Source organism: uncultured Acidovorax sp. (assembly GCF_964021665.1).
Taxonomy (GTDB): Bacteria; Pseudomonadota; Gammaproteobacteria; order Burkholderiales; family Burkholderiaceae_C; genus Acidovorax; species Acidovorax temperans.
In genome coordinates, this window is record NZ_CAXIAK010000162.1 from 1 (window position 1) to 2,267 (window position 2,267).

Below are 2,267 nucleotides of genomic sequence, written 5' to 3' on the forward strand. Positions count from 1 at the left end.
AGTTGGGCAACACACCCAAACAGCGCCCATAAAAAAAGGCGCCGCAATGGGCGCCTTTCAAGATGGACTCAAATTCACGCCAAGGCTGCGCGACCACTGCTTTTGACGCGGCCCGCACGGGCCAGCAGCGCCAGCAACACCAGACCAAAGCCCATGAAGCAGAGGAAGGACCAGTTGGCAATCGAGCCACCCAGGAAGGTCCAGTCAATGGCCGTGCAGTCACCCGAGCCACGGAAAATCATGGGAATGGCGCGACCGATGGGGTAGTTTTCGATCATGCCGTAGAAGTCACGGCCGCAGGTAGCTACCTCAGGCGGGTACCACTGCAGCCAGCTTTGGCGGGCGGCTACAAACGCACCGAAGCCAGCCGCGAGCAGCGCCAGCGCCGCAAGGCTCATCCACCAGCCTTTTGAGCCTCTGGCGCTTGCCAGGCCTGTGAAGATTGCTACACCAATGAGAGCATAGCGCTGCACGATGCACATGGGACAAGGCTCCAGGCCCACCACATGCTGCAGGTACATACCAAAGGCCAGCATCGCCACACAGGCCACGCTGATCAGTGCCAGCACGCGCCGCGGGGCCTGATCTATCCAGTTCAACACCATCATTTTGATCCCTCATCCAACAGTCGCCGCTAGAGCATTCCTCTCTGAAACCGTCACGTCCCCAGCGCGCGGACGGCCAGCAAGGGCCGCCCCGCAGCGAAGGCCGTCATCCTCCTTGGGGGAAGACGCGAAGCGGCTCAGGGGGAGTCAGATTCCAGCGGCGTGATCCAAAAACACACGGGCGCGTCGTGGTGTCACCACCAGCGTTTCGCCCTCTTTGAAACCCTGCTCCTTGAACTGCTGCGCAGGAATTTGCGCTTCGATCAAGGAGTCTGGGGACGCATTGTCCGCTGGTTTGTGGTCTTGGGACGGAATAAGTTCCAACCGTGCGATGGGGCCCACCACAATGGCGCGGCTGAGCTGGGCGACGATGCCACGGGGGCGGCCTTCGGCGTCCAAGCCTGCGCCCGGGGAATAGCGCTCCACATCCAGGTCGTGCGGGCGCACATAGGCAAAGGCCTTGGCGTTCTGCGCCGCTTGGTGTTCGGGCGAATCGATCTGCATGCCTTCCAGGTGCACCAGGCCCTCATGGGCGCGCCCATGGAACAGGTTCACATCACCCAAAAAGCCATACACAAACGGGCTGGCGGGATGCTCCCACACCTGCTGGGGCGAGCCGCTTTGCTCGATCTTGCCCTGGTTGATCACCACCACGCGGTCGGCCACTTCCAGTGCTTCCTCCTGGTCGTGGGTCACGAAGATGCTGGTCACATGCAGTTCGTCGTGCAGGCGGCGCAGCCAGCGGCGCAGTTCCTTGCGCACCTTGGCGTCGAGCGCGCCGAAGGGCTCGTCGAGCAGCAGCACCTTGGGCTCCACCGCCAGGGCGCGGGCCAGGGCAATGCGCTGGCGCTGGCCGCCAGACAGCTGCGAGGGATAGCGCTCGGCCAGCCAGTCGAGCTGCACCAGCTTGAGCAGGTCCATCACCTTTTTCTTGATCTGCGCCTCGCTCGGGCGCTCGCTGCGGGGCTTGACGCGCAGGCCAAAGGCCACGTTCTCGAACACCGTCATGTGGCGGAACAGCGCATAGTGCTGGAACACAAAACCCACGTTGCGCTCGCGCACATGCACGTCGGTGGTGTCTTCGCCGCTGAAGTGGATGGTGCCCACATCGGCCGTCTCCAGGCCCGCGATGATGCGAAGCAATGTGGTCTTGCCGCAGCCCGAGGGACCAAGCAATGCGATGAGTTCACCCGAGGCAATGTCGAGACTCACATCGCGCAGGGCCTGAAAGTCGCCAAACTGCTTGCTGACGTTACGGATTTCAATGCTCATGTTCTGTTTCCTTCACACGCCAGCGGGCGCGGGGCGCTCGGGCGGCAATTCAGCGGCGGCCTTCAGGGCCTGCTCGTTGCGGTGTTCGGCAATCGTCTTGATGACCAGCGTGACCAGGGCCAACAAGGCCAGCAGTGAGGCTGCAGCAAACGCGGCCACGGACTGGTATTCGTTGTAGAGAATTTCGACGTGCAGCGGAATGGTGTTGGTCTGGCCCCGGATGTGGCCCGAGACCACCGACACCGCGCCAAACTCGCCCATGGCCCGTGCGTTGCACAAGATGACGCCGTACAGCAGGCCCCACTTGATGTTGGGCAGCGTGACGTACCAGAAGGTCTGCCAGCCGGTGGCGCCCAGCACGATGGCGGCCTGCTCCTCGTCGTTGCCCTG

At 62.8% G+C, this 2,267-nt stretch carries 3 protein-coding genes; all 3 read right to left on the reverse strand.

Features of this window, described 5'->3' with window-relative positions:
- Nucleotides 1-74: 74 nt before the first annotated feature.
- Nucleotides 75-605 carry a disulfide bond formation protein B gene (locus tag AADJ04_RS17890; protein ID WP_341240441.1) on the reverse strand — a complete coding sequence of 177 codons (531 nt, stop codon included), beginning with the start codon at nucleotides 603-605 and terminating at the stop codon, nucleotides 75-77.
- Nucleotides 606-752: 147 nt separating this feature from the next.
- Complete coding sequence (locus AADJ04_RS17895) at nucleotides 753-1,877, reverse strand: sulfate ABC transporter ATP-binding protein (RefSeq protein WP_341240442.1); 1,125 nt, start codon at nucleotides 1,875-1,877, stop codon at nucleotides 753-755.
- Nucleotides 1,878-1,889: 12 nt separating this feature from the next.
- Nucleotides 1,890-2,267 (reverse strand): ABC transporter permease subunit (locus AADJ04_RS17900; protein WP_341240443.1); only part of this gene is annotated, 378 nt, incomplete at its 5' end.

What these genes read in the sequence shown, in the direction of transcription:
- AADJ04_RS17890 (WP_341240441.1), bottom strand. Translation starts at nt 605, where the DNA reads ATGGTGTTGAACTGGATAGATCAGGCCCCGCGGCGCGTGCTGGCACTG.
- AADJ04_RS17895 (WP_341240442.1), bottom strand. Translation starts at nt 1,877, where the DNA reads ATGAGCATTGAAATCCGTAACGTCAGCAAGCAGTTTGGCGACTTTCAG.